Source organism: Kaistia sp. SLG-1, from assembly GCF_059699055.1.
In genome coordinates this window covers 3,164,913-3,179,686 of record NZ_AP048544.1, presented here as the reverse complement: position 1 = coordinate 3,179,686, position 14,774 = coordinate 3,164,913, and the positions used below count along the sequence as shown (strand labels likewise).

Sequence of the window (14,774 nt, the reverse complement as noted above, 5' to 3'; positions counted from 1 at the left end):
GTTGTTTTAATATCCCGATCAATCGACTAATTTGCCGGCAATTCATATTCAGGTGACTTGTATATCGGCTGTATATTTCTTGAAATAACATGCCTATAGGTTTTTCGGCGAAAGTTGTTCGGATCGCGTCCAAAATATGGCGGCGCCAAATTCATCCGAAACGCCTCGGCTTCCGTTGGGTTTCTGACGCGCATTGGCGCGATGTTCGCTACGTCTCGGAGGCAAGTAAAACGACTTGCATGGGTGACGCTCCGGCAGAGGGGCGTCGCCGGGTGCCGCCGACAGTATTGCAGTGCGGCAAATAATCTAAAATTCGAATGATCTACAGGCGGAATATCGCAGCGGGAGCCTATCTAGCTTCGCGATCGCCTGATCACATGAATATCATTCGTGTTTTCATCTGGAACCCTGTCAATCTCGTTTCGTTGACGAATGCGCGGTTGAGGTGAGCCACGCACTCGACGGGAAAGGAGGGCTAGATGTCTATATTGCGAATGACAGTGACTTCGGCGGCATTCCTGATCGGCACCATGTTGATGCCGGCCCACTCCGAAGGTCTTGGCGGCGTCGTCAGCGGCGTCACCGGCAGCTTGGGAAACACCGTTTCCGGCGTGACAGGGGCTGTTGGCGGCGCCGTCGGCGGCGGGCTGGGCAATACCGTGACCAATACGGGCAACGCGCTCGGCGGCACGGTTTCGAATCTCGGCAATGCCGTCGGCGGTACGGTGAACGGCGTCACCGGCGCCGTGGGCAATACGGTCGGCGGCGTGACGAGCGGCCTGACCGGTTCGGGCGGCGGCACGGCTCCGAGCGGGAGTGCGCTGCAGAACACGTCGAAATCGACGCTGCTTTCCGGCATCGACGCGCGCATCGATCTCCTCAGCAAGCGGGAGCTGATCCGGCTCTGCCTCGGTGTGGGCGGCGCCGCCAGCTGCGGCGGAAACCGCGAGCAGGTGATTCACCTGGTCGACGCGCGGCTGAAGCTCTTGTCGAAGCAGGAACTCGCTAATGTCTGCGTCAATGTCGGCGCCAGCTGCGGGGCCAAGGGCGGCGTCAACAAGGGCGGCACCAAGGTGACCGCCAACGTGCTCGGCCCGAAGGGCGTCGCCAATGCGAAGGTCCGGTCCGACCTGATCGGCGGCATCCACGCCAAGGCGGCCGTGCTCTCCAACAAGGAGCTGGCCAAGGTCTGCGTGAATGCAGGCGGCGGTTCCGGCTGCGGCACGGGCGACCGTTCCAAGCTGCTTGGCCTGATCGACACGCGCCTCGGTGTGCTCAACCAGGCGGGCCTGCTCAATCTCTGCCTGAGCGTGGGCGGATCCTGCGGCGGCCGCGTCGCCACCAACCCGGGCGGCCCCGGTGGTCCGGGCGGCCCGGGTAATCCTGGCGGACCGGGCAATCCCGGCAACCCGAAAGGCCCGACGTCGGTCTCGGACAGCAGCCTGAGTGGCGGCGAGCGCCAGGCGCTGGCGCGCAAGTGCCCGACCATCCTGCGCAACCCGATGTCGTTCGACCCCGATCTGGTGCAGCTCTGCAAGCTGGCCCGCCGGATCTGATCGATTCTGCCCCCCGGAAAGGAGAAGCCGCCGCGTCCAACGCGGCGGCTTCTTTCGTTTGCCCGTCGGCTCAGGTCTGCGCGTGGCCGGACGCGAGGCGGGCGATCATCAGCGCGCCGAGAATGATGGCGCCGTAGATCGCCTGGATCCAGAAGGACGGCACCTGCGCCAGCGTCAGCAGGTTCTGCACGACGCCGAGTAGCAGCACGCCGGTCAACGCGCCGAACATGGTGCCGCGGCCGCCGTCGAGCGAGATGCCGCCGATCACGGCGGCGGCGAAGACGGTGAAGATCATGCCGTTGCCCTGGTTGGCGCTGATGGCGCCGACATAGCCGGTGATCACCAGCCCGCCGATCGCCGCCAGGATGCCCGCCAATATATAGACGCCGATGGTGACGCGTTCGACGCGGATGCCGGCGGCGCGCGCCGCCTCCGGATTGCCGCCGATGGCGTAGAGCGCGCGGCCGAGCCGGTGATAGCGCAGCATGACGGCCGCGATGGCGAAGGCGAGCGCGGCGAGCCAGACCGCGAGCGGCAGGCCGAGGAAGGTGATGACCATCAGCGCGTAGAAGGCGTCGGGCAGGTCGAACAGCGTCCGCCCGCTGGTGGCGCCGACCAGCATGCCGCGCAGGATGATCAGCATGGCGAGCGTGACGATGAAGGCGTTGAGCGTGAAGCGCACGACGAGGATGCCGTTGATCAGGCCGATCAGCGCGCCGACGCCGAGCACGACCAGGATGCCCACGAAGGTCGGCAGCTCGATGCCGAAGCCGTTGTTGGCGACCGGCAGGACCAGCAGGGCGCCGATCGCCGGGGCGAAGCCGGCGGTCGATTCGAGCGAGAGATCGAACTTGCCCGTGATGATGATCAGCGATTCGGCCAGCACCACCAGCGCCAGCGCGGCGGAGGAGGTGAGGATGGTGTTCACGTTGCCCTGGGTCAGGAAGGCGGGGCTGATGAAGGCGCCGATGACGATCAGGATCACCAGCGCCGGCAGCAGCGCCAGGTCATGCAGGCGGATCATCGGCCGGCGCGACGCCGGCTTGGCGGCGCTGGCGATCGTCGTCGCCGTGGCGGATGGATGCGTGTTCATGCGAGCTCGATCCCTTCGATGGAGGCGACGAGCGCGTTATCGCTCCAGCCTGCCTTGTGTTCCGCGACGACCGATCCATGCCGCATCACCAGCACTCGGTCGCATGTCTTCAGATCCTCGATCTCGCCGCTGACGACGAGGATGGCCTTGCCCTCCTGCCGCATCCGCTCGATCACGGTGAGCAGCGCCTCCTTCGATTTCACGTCGACGCCGGCGGTCGGGTCCATCAGCACGAGGACGGACGGATCGTTGGCGAGCGCCCGGCCCATCACGACCTTCTGCTGGTTGCCGCCGGAAAGGCCGGAAACGAGCTGGTCGGGCCCCTGGGTGACGATGCCGAGCGAGCGGATCGTCCGGCTCGTCAGCTCGGCGCGGCGTTTCGGCGCGATGAAGCCGAGCGGGCCCATGTGCCGGTTCACGGTCATGATCGCGTTGTCGGCGACCGATTGCGACAGGACGAGGCCCTGGTCGTGCCGGCTCTTCGGCACGCAGCCGACGCCGAGTTCGAGCGCCGCGGTGACGTCGCCGGAAGGCAGCGGCTTGCGGTCGATGCGGATGGCGCCGGCCGAATAGGGCGAGAGCCCGGCGACCGCCTCGGCGAGGCCGATGCGGCCGCCGCCGGTCGGACCCGAGAGGCCGACGACCTCGCCACGCCGGACATTGAAGGAGACATCCTTGAAGTCGTCGCCGGAAAGCCGGTCGATTTCGAGCGCGACGGCGGCGTCTTCCGGCACGGTTCGCCCGGCCGCATCGGCGACGCCGAGGCTGACATGCTCGCCGGTCATCGCCTCGATCAGCCGGTCCTTCGGCAGGTCGGCGACGGGGGCGGTGATGATGTGGCGGGCATCGCGCAGCACGGTGACCGTCTGGCAGATCTCATAGACCTCCTGCAGGTGGTGCGAGATGAACAGGAACGTCACCCCGGCGGCCTGCAACTCCTGGATTCGAATGAAGAGCCGCTTGATCTCATCGCCATCGAGCTGGGCCGTCGGCTCGTCGAGAATGATGAAGCGGGCGCCATAGGAGAGGGCGCGGGCGATCTCGACCAGCTGGCGCGCCTCGATGCGCAGGTCGCCGGCGCGCGCGTCCTCCGAGACGGCGACGCCCCATTGATCGAGCAGCTCGCGGGCGCGGCGGCGCAGCGTCGACCAGCTTATGAAGCCGCGCTCGGTCGGATGGCGGTTGATGAAGAGGTTTTCCGCGACGGTCAGGTCCGGAATGATCGTCGAGTGCTGGTAGACGCAGGCCACATGCCGGCGCCAGCCTTCGCGGTCGGCGATCGCCGGTGCGGGTTCGCCCGAGAACAGCACCTGGCCGGAATCGGGTGCGCGCAGGCCGGTCAGGATGCCGACGAGCGTCGATTTGCCGGCGCCGTTGCGGCCGACCAGCGCGTGCGACTCGCCTGCGAACACCTTGATGTGCGCCTCGTGCAGGGCGGTGGTCGGGCCGTAGCGCTTGGAGACGCCGCGGGCCTCGACGATCGGGATGGCAGGGTCAATCGAGGTCATGTGCGCCTCGCCCACGGCGAGAGGAAGGAAAGGGCATCGATTTCTCCGGATCTGGCGGATCAGGCGATGCTGCCTGATCCGTTCCGTCAGGTGGTGACCGCAAGCCTTTGAAAGGGTTCGGGAGGCGGACCTCCCGAACCCTCGATGCCCTTAGAGCTGGTTGCCCCAGAAGGCCTTGTCGTCGACGTTTTCCTTGGTGACCAACGGCGCCGAGAGCTGGTCTTCCAGCACGCCCGGACGCACCTCCAGGATGGTGCTGTCATGGTCGGTCGGGCCGGCCGCGAAGGTCTTTCCGGCGATCGCTTCCTTCAGATACTGGATGCCGTACTTGGCGTAGAGGTCGGCCGGCTGCGAAACGGTGGCGTCGATCTCGCCCTTGCGGATGGCGTCGAACTCCTGCGGGATGCCGTCGTTCGAGACGATGACGATATGGCCTTCCGTGCCTGCCGGCTTCAGCAGGTTCTTGCGCTTCAGCGTCTGCAGCGTCGGCGCGAGGAACACGCCGCCTGCATGCATGTAGATCGCCTTCAGGTCGGGCTGCGCGTTGAGCAGCGCGTCGAGACCGGCGGCGGCGTCTTCACCCGACCAGGCCTTGGTCGGGATCTCGAGCAGCTTCAGGTTCGGATAGTTCTTGGTGATGCACTCGCGAAAGCCGTTGCCGCGATCGCGCCCGTTGATCGAGGCCTGGTCGCCCATGATCTGCACGACCGGGCCTTCCTTGACGTGGTCGCCGATGAATTTGCAGGCCTTCTCGCCATAGGCGAGGTTGTTGGCGCGCACGACGATGGCGACGGGGCCGTTGTCGGGCGCGACGTCGACCGCCACGACCTTGGCGCCGGCCTTCTCGGCCGCCTTCAGGACCGAGCCGGCGGCGGCGGATTCGAAGGGCGAGAAGATGATGCCCTTGGCGCCGAGCGATAGCGCGTTCTGCACGCCGGTGATCTGCTTCGCCGTGTCGAACTCGGAATTGAAGGGCTCGAGCAGGTCGACGCCCTGCTTCTTGGCTTCCTCGACGATGTAGCGGTTGTAGGAGGTCCAGAACGGCGAGGTCAGCGTCGTCAGATCGACCGCCACCTTCTCGCCGTCGGCCCTGGCGCCGCTCGCCCCCATCATCGTCGCCAGCAGTGCCGCGCCCAGGATCGGGGCGGCCTTCTTCAAGGTCCTCATGTGGTTTCCTCCCACTGGTTCAGTCACGCAGTCCCGTGTCGAGGGATTGCCCGGTTCTCCGGTGCTGCTGTTCCCCCGACGACGTCCTCCTCCGACATCGCGCCTTACCTTCAGTGTCGTCCGCCCTCAGGCGCGGACCGGAAACTCCCCGGGTTCGCGCGACATCATGGCGTCGCGGCTCGCGAGCAGATGCGCCCGGAGCGCTGCGACGGCCTGTTCGGCCTCGCCCTTCGCCACGGCTTCGACGATCGCGGAATGTTCCCGCCGCGTCCGTTCCAGCGAGTAGCTCTTCAGCGTGAAATTGCGGATCGTCTGGGTCTGGCGCTGGATGACCCGATGCCAGCTGGCGATCGTGTCGTTGGCGCCGAGCTGGACGATCAGCTCGTGAAACTCGCGGTCGAGGCGGATGGCGTCGACCAGCGCATCGCTGTTCTGCTTGCCGACCTCCGCCATATGCGCCTCGAAGATCGCCCGCAGCCGGGCGACGAAATCGGGCGTGGCGCGGCCCGAGGCGATGCCGCGACCGAGCGCATCCAGCTCGACCAGCATGCGCGCCTCGAAGATCTCGCGGATGTCCTCGGGCGTGAAGTGACGGACGACCGAGGCGCGCCGCGAGGCGCCCTCGACCAGGCCGTCCCGCGCCAGCATGGCGATCGCTTCCTTGACCGGCGTCTGGCTGATCATCAGCTCGCCCGCCAGCTGGTCTGCCAGCAGGCGCTGGCCGGCCGGCAGGCGTCCGGAGACGATCTGGCTCCGCAACTCCTCATAGGCCTGCTCGGCAAGTGTGGCTCGTTTCAGCTTGGGCATGCCGCAACGATAAGCGCGTATTCGATCGGCTAGCAATAAAAAATTTTTTGTTTCTTTTGTCCGCTCGATCCGATAGCTCGGTTATCGAGAGACGGATATTTGAGCAGAGCCCGATTGCCATGCCGCTTCCTGATCATGAGCCTTTGCAACAACTTGCTGGCGAGTCTTCCATCGCAGTCGATGGCACCGACGCGCGGCTTCTGCTTTTGTCGGATGCCGACAACGTCTTCGTCGCGCGGTCGCGGATCCGCGCGGGCTCGTCGATCGCGGTGGGGGGCGCGACGGTAACGCTCGCCGCCGATCTGCCGCTCGGTCACAAGCTGGCGCGGCGGCCGATCCGGGCCGGCGAGAAGATCGTCAAATACGGCGCGCCGATCGGCACCGCGACCGAGGCGATCGCGGCGGGCGCGCCGGTGCACGTCCACAACGTCAAGAGCGACTACACGCCGACCTATCATTTGATGGACGCGAACGAGGCGGAGGCAGGCCGATGAGCATGGCGATCGCAACGGAAGCCGCGCCCGTCCCGCCGGCCTTGGCCCGGACATCCACCATGCAAGGCTGGCTGCGCAGCGACGGCCGCAAGGGCATCCGCAATACGGTCGTCGTCGCCTATCTCGTCGAATGCGCCCATCACGTCGCCCGCGAGATCGCGATTCCCTTCCGCGAGCGCGATGTCCACGTCATCGGCTTTCCGGGCTGCTATCCCAACGCCTATGCCGAGCGGATGATGGAGCGCCTCTGCACCCATCCGAATGTCGGCGCGGTGCTCCTGATCTCACTCGGCTGCGAGAGCTTCAACAAATACGCGCTGGAAAAGAAGGTGCGCGACAGCGGCCGGCCGGTGAAGACCATTGTCATCCAGACGACCGGCGGCACGCGCAAGTCGATGGACGAGGGCAGGGCCTTCGTCGCCGAGCAGCGCGCCGCGCTCGACGCCGCGCCGACCGTGCCGATGGAGCCGAGCGAGCTCATCATCGGCACCGTCTGCGGCGGTTCCGACGGCACGTCCGGCATCTCAGGAAATCCGGCCGCCGGCCGCGCCTTCGACCTGTTCGTCGAGGCGGGGGCGGCGTGCATCTTCGAGGAGACCGGCGAGCTGATCGGCTGCGAGCACATCATGGCCGCGCGGGCCGTGACGCCGGAACTGGGCATGATCCTCGAGCAGTCCGTCGCCAAGGCGGCGCGCTATTATGCGACGCTCGGCTATGGCTCGTTCGCCGCCGGCAATGCCGAGGGCGGCCTGACGACGATCGAGGAAAAGTCGATGGGCGCCTATGCGAAGTCAGGCGCCTCGCCGATTTCCGGCCTGATCAAGCCAGGTGATATCCCGCCGCATGGCGGGCTCTATCTGCTCGACGTGGTGCCGGACGGCGAGGTGCGCTTCGGCTTCCCGAACATCAACGACAATGCCGAGATCGCCGAGCTGATCGCCTGCGGCAGCCATGCCGTGCTGTTCGTCACCGGCCGCGGCTCGGTCGTCGGATCGGCGATCTCGCCGGTGGTGAAGATCTGCGCCAATCCCGAGACCTACCGGCGGATGGAGGACGACATGGACGTCGACGCCGGCCGGATCATCGAGGGCAAGGCGAGCCTCGACGCGGTCGGCCGCGAGATCCACGATCTCGTCGTCGGGCTCGGGCAGGGCGGGCGCACCAAGTCGGAAGAGCTCGCGCACCAGGAATTCGTGCTCGGCTACAAGAGCTTCGAGCCCATCGGACCGGCCTGCCTGCCGGTCTGACAATCGCGAGTGGGGGGAGGACAACTTGACCGATCTGACCGCGCGCCTGGAGGCGTGCTACACCGGCGTCGTGCATGACGTCATGCGCGCCATGGGGCTGCGCGATTTCACGCTGCCGGCCGAGCTCAGGCCGATCCTGCCGGAGCGCGCGCTTGCCGGGCCTGCCTTCACCATCGAGGGGCGGGCCGATCCCCATGCCGACGGCCACCAGACCCTGCTCGCCTGGACGGGGCTCCTCTCCAAGGCGCCTTCCGGCTCGATCTGGGTGTCGCAGCCGAACGACCGGATCGTCGCGCATATGGGCGAGCTCTCGGCCGAGACGCTGAAGAACAAGGGCGTGCGCGGCTGCATCGTCGACGGTTACGCCCGCGACGTGAATTTCCTGTTGGAGATGGGCTTCCAGACCTGGTGCCGTGGTTTCACCCCGCGTGATATCGTCGGACACTGGCTGCCCGTGGCGACCGAGGTGCCGATCGAGATCGGCGGCATCGCGATCCGTCCGGGCGACTATTTCCTCGGCGATCGCGACGGGCTGGTCCGCATTCCGGCCGAACATCTCGGCGAGGTAGTCGAGCGGGCGGAGACGGCGATCGCCACGGAAAACCGCGTACGCACCGCGATCCTCGCGGGCACGGACCCACAAGAGGCCTATCTGAAATATGGCAAATTCTGACCTGACCCCGACGGAACCGCTGCATTCGCTGCTCGTCGAGGGTGTCAAGGCGCGCCGCGCCCGGCCGGCCTTTCCCGACGTCGGGCCCGACGTGGCGAAGGCGATGTTCGAGGAGATGCAGGCCAATCCGTCCCGCATGCCGGAAGTGGTCGTGGTCGAGGCGATCGAGGTCGCCGGCGCGGCGGGGCCGCTGCATGCGCGGCTCTATCGGCCTGGCGTCAGCGCCGCGGCGCCGCTGATCGTCTATTTCCATGGCGGCGGCTTCGTGCTCGGCAGCTACGACACGCATGACCGCAACGCCCGCCGGCTCGCCATCGCGACCGGCGCGATCGTCGTTTCGGTCAATTATCGCCTCGCGCCCGAGCATCCCTTTCCGGCCGCGCCCGACGACGCCGACGCGGCGCTCGCCGATCTCTCGGCGCGGGCGGAGGGGCTCGGCGCCGATCCCGACCGCGTCTTCGTCGCGGGCGACAGCGCCGGCGCGACGCTGGCGATCGCCGCCGTGCTTCCGGGCATCGGCGAGCGCGGGCGGCAGCCGGCCGGCCTGATCGCCTTCTATCCGGTGACCGACATGACGGCTATCGGCGTCGGCGAATCCTATCGCGCCTTCGGCGACGGCAGCGTCGGCCTCTCGACGGCCGACATGCTGTGGTTCCGTGGGCTCTACGCGCCGGATCCCGACCAATGGAACGATCCGCGCTGCTCGCCGCTCGCGGCCGACCTCGCTGATCTCGCCGGCCTGCCGCCGACGCTGATCGTGACGGCCGCCTATGACGTGCTGGCGCAGGACGGCGCGCTCTTCGCCGCCCGCCTCGCCACGGCCGGCGTGGCCGTGACCTATAGGCATGTCCAGGGCGTCAACCACGGCTTCATCGGCGTGCCGACCCCGCCGCCGGGGACGATCGCCGCCTATGAGGCGGTGGCGGAATGGATGGAGAGGGTCGGCTGAGCGCGCCAGACTCACCAACCCGCAAGCCGGGGGGCCCTGCTGGACCCTCCTTCGAGGCCTCGCTCACGCGAAGCACCTCAGGATGATGGCTGAGCGGAGAAATGGGCCGTAAGGGCTCCCTCAGAGCACGCGTCACAACAGGCTCTCGAACCGCAGTGCCAGGACTCAACCATCATCCTGAGGTGCCCGGCGAAGCCGGGCCTCGAAGGAGGGTCCCGGGCGCGCTTTGATCCCGCCAACCTCGCCGCAAGCCGGGGTGCTCTGCTGGATCCTCTTTCGAGGCTTCGCTCACGCGAGCACCCAGCTCGCGGCGTCACTCCGGCCTACGCGCCCACCACAGGGACTGTCATTGGCTTGTTATCATGCCGAACGAGGATCGGCGCCTTGCTTGCTTTCTCTGTCAGGATCCAGCCTCCATGAAGAAACTTGCCCCCTTCGCCGGGCTTTTCCTCCTTCTCGTTGTCGGCACTGCCGCGAATGCCGAGGACGCCAAGCCTTTCCTCACCGCCAAGGACGTCGATTTGACGATGATCCTGCCGCCTCCGCCGGCCAACGATTCAGCGGAGACCAAGGCTGAAATCGCCGAAGTGCTGAGACTGCAGGTGACGCGCACACCGGACATGGAGGCGCGCGCCAAGGCGGATGCCGAAGAGAATGTCTGGCGCTTCGCTGACGTCATGGGGCCGAAATTCACCAAGGACGCCCTGCCGAAGGTCGATGCCTTCTTCGAGCGCGTTGCGGCGACGGAAGGCGCGGTCGTTGATCCGGCCAAGGATGTCTGGAAGCGTCCGCGCCCCCATATGCTCAGCGATCTCGTCAAGCCCATCGTCAAGCCGACGACCTCCGGCTCCTGGCCGTCGGGTCACACGACCGTTGGAACGATGATGGGCATCATCCTGTCCGACATGGTTCCGGAGAAGCGCGCTGAGATCATGGCACGCGCCTGGGAGTACGGCCACAACCGGGTCGTGGCGGGGATTCACTACCCGTCCGACATCGAGATGGGGCGCATCTCCGGGGCGGTTATCGCCATCCAGTTGCAACACGATGCCGATTTCGAGAAGGCCTATGAGGAGGCCAGGGCGGAACTTCGTGCCGATCTCGGCATGTAAACGGCTTTCGGCCCTCACCCAGTCAAGGGGCGCCCAAGGGCGCCCCTTTCTTCATCTGGGCGCGCCATTCACCAGATCGGCGCCCTGCCTCAACCCGGCTTTCGTGCCCTTATGTGCAGGAAGATCGGCGCGACGCGGGTGTCGGCGATGATGGGCTCGGCCGCCGCTGCGTCGACGCTCGCGCGCGGCTCGCCGAACGCCTCGATGACGAGGCCGGCGCCGACGACCATCTCGACCCATTGGCTCAGCGTCCGGTGGAAGCGCGGGACGTGGAAGGGCTCGACCTTGGCGCGCTCGGCGGCGGGGAGCGAGGAGAACCACCAGCTCTCGACCTTGCCGTCGATCGTCTCGAAATAATCGGCGACCTCGACGGCGACGGGCTCGCCCGTCGCGTCGCGGATGTTGCGCCGGCGCGGCGGCACGAAGCAGGGATGCAGGATCGAGAACTGCAGGAAGCCGCCCGGCCGCAGCACGCGGCGCGCCTCGCCGAGAACGGCCGACTGGTTCGGCATGTCCATCAGCGACATGAAGGCGGTGGCGAAGTCGAAGCGCGCTTCCGCGAAGGGCAGGGCCATGCCGTCGCCGACGCGATAGTCGATGCCGCGCGGATCGGCCGCCTCGCTCTCGCGCGCATGGCGGACGAAGGTCGGCGCGATGTCGATCGCCGTCATGCGCGCGCCGAGGCCGGCGAGCTGGCGCGTGTTGGAACCCTCGCCACAGCCGATGTCGAGACCGTCGAGGCCCGCGATCGGCGGTAGCATGGCGAGGAAGGCCGGCGTGTTGAGCGCGTCGCGGTAGACGTCATAGCCGGCGCGCGACTGGCGGGTCCAGGCTTCGGCATTGGCTTCCCAATGCGCGGCGACGGTCGAGATGTCCATGGAAGAGGCGCCTCCTGCTCGCTGCGGGCGCGCCATTCACCAGATCGGCGCGTGGCTGTCAAGCCGGCGGGGCAGGGGGTAGTGCGCGATCCCGCGTAGCGGGCGGTTCAGTCGGTGACGGCGTCCCAGGGGAGGTCGGCCAGGCGGATCGGCCAGCGTTCGAACACCAGCGTCTCATGCGCGTCGTCCGAGCGCTCGAAGACGCGCGCCGCCATGCCGAGTTCGGCGGCGGAATTGCCGAGGTGTTTGGCCATGGAAAGCGCCACGTCATGCGACGAGAAGGCGCCGATGAGCGAGCCTGTCTGGCTCATGATGGCAAAGCCCCGGTCTTCATTGGGCTGGACGTAGTAGACCGCCGAATCAAACACTTAACGTCTCCTTAACGCTGAGACGATGCTTAGCTGAGTCGGTCATAGCTGTGTGCGGCGAATGCGGTCCAGCCGGGAAAAACCTCCCGAAACCTCCGCGAGTGTGTCCCAAAGGTCATGCCCGTCGCCATTCAGGGAGGTGTCGCGTTCGCTCACTGCAACGCCTCCGTGCAGGCGCCATAGCGCGGTCCACCCGGTTGACTTGGGCGTCGTCCTCGCTAGGTTCGGCGCCGGTCAAGGTTCTCTCTGACCGCAAGGCAGAGAGCTAAGAGGGAACCCGGTGCGCCCGATCGGTCCAGGACCGAGGCAAGGCCGGAGCTGCCCCCGCAACTGTAAGCGGTGAGCCGCGCTGCCATTCTACGTCACTGGCGAGAGATCGCCGGGAAGACAGGCAGCGACGGCATCGACCCGCGAGCCAGGAGACCTGCCCTGACCGGTGCAATGTCCTTGGGCGGGGTGTCCACAGGGAACGTTTGGCTGGTCGTGACGGGCGCATTCCGCCCGGATTCCCCATTCATGCGGTCTTTTCCGGCCTCTCGCCCGTTCCGCCGGGGAGTCGGAAACATGTCCTCTATTCAAGCTGCTCGGCCGGAGGCCGGGCCGCCGGCCCGCGCCGTCGTGCTGCTGGCGAAATCCGCCTTCGCGGCGGCGCCGATGCGGGAAATGCAACGGCTCGCCGCGCGCATCCAGAGCCAGCGGGGAGCAAGCGAGCATGTCGTCTTCGCCTTCTCCGAGCAGGGGACGCCGACGCTGCGCGACGTCATGCTGTCGCTCCGGCGCGACGGTTTCGCCGAGATCGTCATCGTTCCCTTGCTCATCCCGCTGGAGCCGAGCTTCCACGCCTGGCTCGGGCGGACGCTGCAGCGCTGGCTCGCCGAAGATGGCGACGCCTGGCCGGTGATCCGGATCGCGGCGCCGCCCGAGGAAGCGCCGGCGCTCGGCGGCCTGGTCGACGAGCTGATTGAGGCGAGCGCCGCGCGGCCGCCCGTCGCCCTTCCGGAAAGGCCGCTGCCGGATGCCTCGCTGGTGCCGGCGCAGAAGCGCCGCGTCCTGGTCTGCCAGGGCGGTCCGTGCAACGCGGCCGGCGCCGACGTCATCTGGGGCCATCTCCGCAACGAGCAGGAGCGCCGCAAGCTCCGGACCGTCGGCGACGGCGTCATGACGGCGAAATCGACCTGTCTCGGCCCCTGCAACCTCGCTCCCGTCCTGCAGGTCTTTCCCGAAGGCACCTATTACGGCGGCGTCACCGAGAGCGGCGTCGACAAGATCATCGACGAGCATCTCCTCGCCGGCCGGATCGTCCCGGCGCTCGCCTATGCGCCGACCGGGCGCAAGCAAAGGCTGCGCGGCTGAACGCCGCCGGCATTCCTTTTCCTCCCTCCATCAGAGAGACCAAACCGCATGAAGACCATGCTTCGCGCCCTGTGCGTCTCCGCCGCGCTGCTTGCCTCGGCATCGGCGCTTTCCGTGCCCGCCTCGGCCGCCGAGACGCTTCGCGTCGGCGCTTCCTTCATCACCTCCGGGCTCGATCCCGCCAAGGGCCCGAATGGCTGGGCGCTCACCAGCCATGGCGTCGGCGAGACGCTGTTCGCGGTCGACAAGGACGGCGTGCTGGTGCCGGAGCTCGCCGAGAGCGCCGAGCGGGCCGATGAACTCACCTGGCTGGTGAAGCTGAAGCCCGGCCGGCATTTCTCGGACGGCACGGCGGTTTCGGCGGAGACGGTCGGCGCCGGGCTCGCTCATACGATGGCCAACAACAAGGCGGCGCTGGCGACCGGCGGCACGCTGCGCTTCGAGGCGGTCGATCCGCTGACGCTGAAGGTGACGACGGAAAAGCCGGTGGCGCTGATCCAGGCGCTGTTCGCCGAATGGCCGCTCGTCATCTACCATCTGAAGGAAGACGGCACGGCGACCTTCAGCGGTCCCTATGCGGTGAAGACGTTCCGGCCCGATGCCGAGATCGAGCTGGAGCCGAACCCGCATTTCGACGGCGCCGACAAGCGCAGCCCGGTCTCCTACCGCAAGTTCGCCGACAGCCAGGCGATGACACTCGCCTTCGAGGCCGGCGAACTCGACCTCGCCTTCGGCCTGCCGTCGGAGAGCATTTCCCGGCTCAAGGCCAACCCGGAGCTGACGATCAAGGATTTCCCCGTCGGCTATCAGTATCTCGCCTATCTCAACACCCGCAAACCGGCGCTCGCCGACGCCGCGGTGCGCCGCGCCATCGACCTCGCACTAGACCGGGACCAGCTGGTGCTGGCGATCCATGGCGGACTGCCGGCGACCGGCGCTTATGCGCCCTATTTCCCGTTCGCGGCCAAGGAACCCCGGACGACCGACGTCGCCAGGGCAGCCGAGCTTCTGACAGAGGCCGGCTGGGTCGCCGGCGCGGATGGCAAGCGCAGCAAGGACGGCGCCGCCCTCAAGCTCGCGGTGCTTGCCTATCCGCAGCGGCCAGATCTCGTCGCCATGCTGCCGGTGGTCAAGGCGCAGCTCGCGGCGCTCGGCATCGAGGTCGAGACGCGGATCGTCGAGAATTCCAACGAGGTCGCCGGCTCCGGTGATTTCGATATCTTCCTGTGGGCCCAGCACACGGCGCCGACCGGCGATCCCGCCTTCTTCCTGAACAGCACGTTCCGGACTGGCGCCGGCCTCAACTTCTCCGGCTATGCCGATCCCGCGTTCGACGCGATCCTCGACGGCTTCGCCAACGAGACCGACCCGGCCAAGCGGGCGGCGATCGCGGCGGCAGCCCAAGCCAAGCTGTTCGAGGACGCGCCCGTCACGTTCCTGGTCTCGCCGGTCTGGCATGTCGGCCTCTCCAAGGCGCTCGCCGGCTACGAGCCCTGGGGTTCGGACTATCACGTGCTGCGCGCCGATATCGGCGAGGCCAAGTGACGATCCCATCATGGTGGCGGCGCC

Annotated in this window: 14 protein-coding genes and 1 riboswitch; of the genes, 8 read left to right on the top strand and 6 right to left on the bottom strand. The window is 67.2% G+C overall.

What is annotated here, in order from left to right:
* Nucleotides 1-479 precede the first annotated feature (479 nt).
* Nucleotides 480-1,556: a hypothetical protein gene (locus AC6HZP_RS14430; protein ID WP_497523418.1), complete on the top strand. Its 1,077-nt coding sequence runs from the start codon at nt 480-482 to the stop codon at nt 1,554-1,556.
* 70 nt (nt 1,557-1,626) lie between these two features.
* Here AC6HZP_RS14430 and AC6HZP_RS14425 read toward each other — a convergent pair whose 3' ends face one another.
* The 4 genes from AC6HZP_RS14425 to AC6HZP_RS14410 form a co-directional block, all read right to left on the bottom strand.
* The gene (locus AC6HZP_RS14425) at nt 1,627-2,649 is read right to left on the bottom strand and encodes an ABC transporter permease (protein WP_497523417.1); all 1,023 of its coding nucleotides are present in this window, start codon (nt 2,647-2,649) and stop codon (nt 1,627-1,629) included.
* Nucleotides 2,646-4,157, bottom strand: a complete 1,512-nt coding sequence (locus tag AC6HZP_RS14420; protein WP_497523416.1) for a sugar ABC transporter ATP-binding protein — start codon at nt 4,155-4,157, stop codon at nt 2,646-2,648. The genes AC6HZP_RS14425 and AC6HZP_RS14420 overlap by 4 nt, the downstream gene beginning before the upstream one ends.
* 150 nt (nt 4,158-4,307) lie before the next feature.
* Nucleotides 4,308-5,324: a sugar ABC transporter substrate-binding protein gene (locus AC6HZP_RS14415; protein ID WP_497523415.1), complete on the bottom strand. Its 1,017-nt coding sequence runs from the start codon at nt 5,322-5,324 to the stop codon at nt 4,308-4,310.
* Nucleotides 5,325-5,450: 126 nt separating this feature from the next.
* A complete protein-coding gene (locus tag AC6HZP_RS14410) occupies nt 5,451-6,131 on the bottom strand; it encodes a GntR family transcriptional regulator (RefSeq protein ID WP_497523414.1) in 681 nt (226 codons plus the stop codon).
* Nucleotides 6,132-6,178: 47 nt separating this feature from the next.
* Here AC6HZP_RS14410 and AC6HZP_RS14405 point away from each other — a divergent pair, with 47 nt between their 5' ends.
* The 5 genes from AC6HZP_RS14405 (at nt 6,179) to AC6HZP_RS14385 (ending at nt 10,606) form a co-directional block, all read left to right on the top strand.
* Nucleotides 6,179-6,625: a UxaA family hydrolase gene (locus tag AC6HZP_RS14405; RefSeq protein ID WP_497523413.1), complete on the top strand. Its 447-nt coding sequence runs from the start codon at nt 6,179-6,181 to the stop codon at nt 6,623-6,625.
* A 59-nt stretch (nt 6,626-6,684) separates the two neighbouring features.
* Entirely contained in the window at nt 6,685-7,872 is a 1,188-nt protein-coding gene (locus AC6HZP_RS14400; RefSeq protein WP_497523412.1) for a UxaA family hydrolase, read from the top strand.
* Nucleotides 7,873-7,897: 25 nt separating this feature from the next.
* Complete coding sequence (locus tag AC6HZP_RS14395; protein ID WP_497523411.1) at nt 7,898-8,545, top strand: RraA family protein; 648 nt, start codon at nt 7,898-7,900, stop codon at nt 8,543-8,545.
* On the top strand, nt 8,532-9,494 hold the full coding sequence (locus tag AC6HZP_RS14390; RefSeq protein ID WP_497523410.1) for an alpha/beta hydrolase: 963 nt from the start codon (nt 8,532-8,534) through the stop codon (nt 9,492-9,494). The genes AC6HZP_RS14395 and AC6HZP_RS14390 overlap by 14 nt, the downstream gene beginning before the upstream one ends.
* Nucleotides 9,495-9,910: 416 nt before the next feature.
* Entirely contained in the window at nt 9,911-10,606 is a 696-nt protein-coding gene (locus AC6HZP_RS14385; RefSeq protein WP_497526805.1) for an acid phosphatase, read from the top strand.
* Nucleotides 10,607-10,695: 89 nt separating this feature from the next.
* On the opposite strand, the gene AC6HZP_RS14380 is transcribed toward AC6HZP_RS14385, so the two are convergent.
* Both AC6HZP_RS14380 and AC6HZP_RS14375 read right to left on the bottom strand, forming a co-directional pair.
* Nucleotides 10,696-11,484, bottom strand: coding sequence for a class I SAM-dependent methyltransferase (locus AC6HZP_RS14380; protein WP_497523409.1), 789 nt, complete (start codon nt 11,482-11,484; stop codon nt 10,696-10,698).
* Nucleotides 11,485-11,591: 107 nt separating this feature from the next.
* Nucleotides 11,592-11,852, bottom strand: coding sequence for a hypothetical protein (locus AC6HZP_RS14375; RefSeq protein WP_201399825.1), 261 nt, complete (start codon nt 11,850-11,852; stop codon nt 11,592-11,594).
* A gap of 220 nt (nt 11,853-12,072) precedes the next feature.
* A riboswitch (cobalamin riboswitch) is annotated at nt 12,073-12,298 on the top strand.
* A 118-nt stretch (nt 12,299-12,416) separates the two neighbouring features.
* Here AC6HZP_RS14375 and AC6HZP_RS14370 point away from each other — a divergent pair.
* Together AC6HZP_RS14370 and AC6HZP_RS14365 are read left to right on the top strand one after the other, a co-directional pair.
* Nucleotides 12,417-13,205: an NAD(P)H-dependent oxidoreductase subunit E gene (locus AC6HZP_RS14370; RefSeq protein WP_497523408.1), complete on the top strand. Its 789-nt coding sequence runs from the start codon at nt 12,417-12,419 to the stop codon at nt 13,203-13,205.
* A 48-nt stretch (nt 13,206-13,253) separates the two neighbouring features.
* Complete coding sequence (locus AC6HZP_RS14365; protein ID WP_497523407.1) at nt 13,254-14,750, top strand: ABC transporter substrate-binding protein; 1,497 nt, start codon at nt 13,254-13,256, stop codon at nt 14,748-14,750.
* The last annotated feature ends 24 nt before the right edge of the window (nt 14,751-14,774 follow it).